The 4,379-nt window shown below is 51.1% G+C and carries 3 protein-coding genes and 1 pseudogene; 1 reads left to right on the forward strand and 3 read right to left on the reverse strand.

Annotated elements, in window-relative coordinates:
• Window positions 1-63 precede the first annotated feature (63 nt).
• Complete coding sequence (locus tag HMPREF3148_RS14180) at window positions 64-255, forward strand: hypothetical protein (RefSeq protein ID WP_305764321.1); 192 nt, start codon at window positions 64-66, stop codon at window positions 253-255.
• Between the two features lie 400 nt (window positions 256-655).
• Here HMPREF3148_RS14180 and HMPREF3148_RS05540 read toward each other — a convergent pair whose 3' ends face one another.
• From HMPREF3148_RS05540 to HMPREF3148_RS05550, 3 genes and pseudogenes are all read right to left on the reverse strand, one after another.
• Window positions 656-1,249 carry a hypothetical protein gene (locus HMPREF3148_RS05540; RefSeq protein WP_049062777.1) on the reverse strand — a complete coding sequence of 198 codons (594 nt, stop codon included), beginning with the start codon at window positions 1,247-1,249 and terminating at the stop codon, window positions 656-658.
• A 7-nt stretch (window positions 1,250-1,256) separates the two neighbouring features.
• Window positions 1,257-2,948, reverse strand: a complete 1,692-nt coding sequence (locus HMPREF3148_RS05545; RefSeq protein WP_236081560.1) for an LGFP repeat-containing protein — start codon at window positions 2,946-2,948, stop codon at window positions 1,257-1,259.
• Window positions 2,949-3,200: 252 nt separating this feature from the next.
• Window positions 3,201-4,379: pseudogene (locus tag HMPREF3148_RS05550) on the reverse strand (ISL3 family transposase); the annotation flags it as partial.

Genomic DNA, 4,379 nt, shown 5'->3' on the forward strand with positions numbered 1-4,379 from the left:
CACCACGCCGCTACCATTTCAGTCTTCTAAACACTCAACGCGGCGGGAGCAGCGTGAATTGCGGTGAAACAGTTTTCACCGCTGCCGACGGCCTATTCTATGACAACAGCGATGGGGCATGTGATACAAGCAGAAAAGTTGAGGTCGATCCCAGAAGCCGATTGTACGTTTGAAGCTGCGGATACCGAAGCAGCTATTAGTCGTGAGCACACAATGTGGATGGCATCCAGGACCGGGAGAGGACCGAAAACGTAAACCTAGACGGCACTTGGTGAGGAAAGAGGATTCTTTCTATCGTTATTAAGAGTGCCTACCGCCCGAACAAACTCAAGAGTCCTATCGCTCAAGTGGTCTTGTTCGCTAAGGGCTCCCAGCTCTTTGCTGGTATTTTCTTATGTCTGCGTCTAATGCCCAGTGAGTGAGCGATGCAAAACCGCGTTGAACTCAGGAATGTCGGCTTCTCTTCTTCCTCGAGGGCGATTCTTACTGTCTGCAGCAAGGATTGCATTGCCCACGCGCCCAAGGCCAGGATAGCGATGGCCACGCTAACAAAGTCCAGGCTTGATTCTCATTATCAGCATGGCCCCAGCCAATGGGGCGTTTGGCAAAAGAGACTTCTAATTAGTCGCTCACCCCTTCGAAAGGTTTGGAGTTTCTATTCCACAGTACAACCCGGAGGGCGACTATTTGCAGGTCCATCCTTGAACGCATCTAGTGTTACTTCGTCCAACGTAATCGGATCATGGGTCCCGGCGACGTAATTCTGGACTAAAAGCGTGCCACGGGGATGATTCTCGACTTCTGCAATCGTGATTCCACTGAGTTCAGGCACAAATCGGTGCTCATCTTCGCCTCCCTTGTACGTGATTGGGATGACCCAAAACTCTAACTGCGGGTCCGCGATAATCGAGTTCAGTACTGGAGGATTATTGGATGTAGAAGCCGGTAATCGAAGCTCAACGTACCCACCTTGTGGGTGCTTGAGGTTGATCCGTTCACTGAGGGGCGGATCTCCGGGAGTGGTTGATTGAATGAGAAGCTCTACTGATTCAACCTGAATATCACAAGCAATCATATGAACAGTGACACCGCCCGTTTGATCTAGAGAAACAGCGATGTTTCCGGATGGGCTAGCCTCGGCCATCTGATCGAGACCGTCGAAAAATCCACACCCAGACAACGTTAGCCCCAAAAGAACCGAGACGAGCAAAACGGGTCGCTGCCAATTCTTAAGTTTTATTTTTAACATTCTGCCGCTACCTATTCATATTTTTAACTCGTTGATAGCTGTGCATGACCGTATACGCGGAGTCGACAAATCCTCTGCAACGAGTGAATGAACTGTTGTAGGACTCGCGGCATACATATTGCCAATCTCTCCTCAGGGCGGGGTCACATAGATTGGATCGAGCAGTGTAGTTATCCGGATTTAGACCATAGCAAAGATCATGGTAGCTGCAGGGCCCACGAAGATCAGCTGCAATCTTTGTTTTATCGTCGAACCAAAACTGAGGCGAGGGGGCCGTGCAATAGTCATGTAGCGTAGGGTTAACCCCGTTAGGGTTATATACGTATTTGCTCGAAATCGATATAGGGGACTTTATCTGAAAGGTGTAGGGTTTCCCGCTGCTATCCGTGGCAACTACTGTTCCATTTTCAGGCGGATACGCTTGATGCCCGGACTGGACAACCGGTAAGTCCAGCTGAATTTCCCTGAGAAGGTCTACTCCGTAAGCATCGCGGATGAACTTAATCAGAGTATTATCGACCAGCTTTCCGTTACTGAATGTGGTGCCTTCGTCGCCTTTCACAAAATCTCGAACACGAAGTGTTCCACCGGAAAATTCTTGGGTGATGTCAGACTCAGAATCAAGATACTCATCAGAGGTTGGAAATCCGAAGTTGCTCTTTTCGTACCCATTTTTGCCCCATTCCGAAAGTATCGCTCCTTGGACGGCGTGTGCACCCGTTTGAGGAGTCCAATAAATCATTCCGTTTTCAAATACGTTATAGCGTCCTACGCCATCCGGGGTTGTCAACTCATCACTAACAGGATATCCAAGTTCGCCAGTTTGTGCACCCATGGATTGCCATTTGTCGAAAATAGCTCCTTGAATGCTGGCTTGACTTGCCGGTAGCGCATTGTGAGTGTAGACGTGTCCACCTTGGAAATCTTGTCTGTACCAAGCATTACCCTGGGCAATGTCACTTGTTACGGGGTAGCCAAGAAATCCACCCTCCCAGCCATGCCGTTCCCAGACCTTGGAAACTGGAATGCTGACCGTATGCGCTCCAGTCTCGGGTCGCCAGTAAATAAATCCATTAACAAACTCTGAGCGTTTCCCAATTCCATCTGGATTGGTGAGTTCATTAGATTTAGGAAGGAGGAGGAAGCTGGTCGGTCCACCGATACTGTCATACTTTTCCTTGATTAGACCGCATACTTCGAAACTTGTAGGCCAGTACACTCCGCAACCTTGACGGGCATTCAAAGTCGGTGCGGTTGGGGAGGCGAGCTGTGCTTCTCGGATTTCAGCCTGGTCAGCTTCAACTTTGCTGACGCCGGCAGGAATATCTTCCATGTCAGAACGCATCTGACCAGGAACCAGTTTATTCTTTGGATCTGAGGTTGGATGCCACTCTGCTAGCCCCTGCGGATTGAGTTCGTCTTCCGTGGCTTGATTGACCTCATACCACTCAGCGCCGGGTGGGGTCGGAATATCCCATTGTGCAAATGGCCCGTCTCCTATGTGTGAAGTATCCGCTTCATTATCGGAAATAGGGGACTGATCAGAAATAGGGGACTGAGGAGTTTCTGATAGATGTTGCTGTTGGTTCTGGCGAGACGAGCCAGAAAAAGATGATTGGGCTACCGCAGTGGCGGGCATGCTACTTAACAACATGCCCGCTATGACAACGGCAAGACTCTTTCGAGAGAGAATTTTCATTGTGGCCCTTTGATGATTTGAGAAGAGAGTTCTTCTAGAACGGCATAATAGATATTGCTATGTCATTTCGTAGCCAAACGAGAAAACTTCTTTATTTTCTAGGCCACTGATCGTGTTGTTTTATATATTTTTCAGCAACGGTTTCTTCGCCTCGTCGGCTTAGGTGCCTGTATCGCCGCGGCCTAACCCACATTGCTAATAATCATTGTTGTGGAACAGGAAGCGAACCTGGGTAAACGGGCCCTTCCGGTTTTAGAGTGCGTTGGTTTTGTCCTGTAGTTGTCCGGAGTGGATTAGGCATCGCAAGATGTAGTGGTTGAGGTTTTTAAATCCTAGGGCGATGCCGCGTAGGTGTTCGAGTCTGCCGTTGATTGCTTCGACGGGGCCGTTGGATGCGCCGATATCAAAGCAGGCGAGCAGCGTCTTTGCGTCGACGCCACAGGGTGCGCCCCAGTTGGGCGAGCTCTTCTAAGCCTTTCGGTAATCCTTTACGCAGCGTATGGATGATGCGTTCCATGAGCTTTTTGCCTTCCGATTTCTTCGGATGCGCGTACGCTGCGATCATGTCTTGGTAGAGCAGCCACGTTACTTCCAGGCACACGTAGTCGTCATCGGTGGCCCACAACACTTCTAAGCGTTGTTTTTGCCGCTCGGTGAGATAGTTCGTCCTGGTCAACAGTGTGCACCGGTGCTTGTACAGTGGGTCATCTTTGCGTCCGCGGCGCCCGGTGGTCTCACGTTGGAGTCGCTGTCGGCAACTGGTGAGCTTGTCGGCTGCTAGATGCACCACATGGAAAGGGTCCATGACTTTGTCTGCTTGTGGTAGTTGCTCTTCGACTGCGGTGGCATAACCGGTGAACCCATCCATGGTCACCACCTGTATCTGTTCACGGAAGCTGGGGTCGCGCTCTTTAAGCCGCCCGCTTCAGCACGTCGGCGGATCTGCCTGGTCGCATGTCTAACAAACGTGCAGGCCCACGCCCGTCTACCAGCGGGGTGAGGTCAACAAGTATGGTCACCAGGTTTGATGCCTGACCTGGTTTTCTGGTGTGTTTCCATACATGTTCATCGACTCCAAGAATGCGAACCCCGTCTAGGTGACAAGGGTCGCCGTAGACAAGCTGGCGGCAGGCATCTAGTGCGACCTGGTTGACCAGGTCCCAGCCCACACCGAGTGCTTTGGCGGTAGCGGACACACTCATTCGATCTATGGCTAGGCGTTGCAAGATCCAGCGGGTGACCCGATAAGTGAGCTTGGCGCCGTCATCAGCGCAGGTTAAAGATTCTTGGAAGATCTTCCTCTTACATGAGTCGGCTGTGCACCGGAATCTGGGTACTTTTACGTGCAGCCTGGTGGGGAATCCGACGACAGGAAGATCAACGAGTCGACGGGTGATGGGCCTGACCCCCGGAAAGTAGACACGTCGGGGG

Source organism: Corynebacterium sp. HMSC05D08, from assembly GCF_001807215.1.
GTDB lineage: Bacteria > Actinomycetota > Actinomycetes > Mycobacteriales > Mycobacteriaceae > Corynebacterium > Corynebacterium striatum.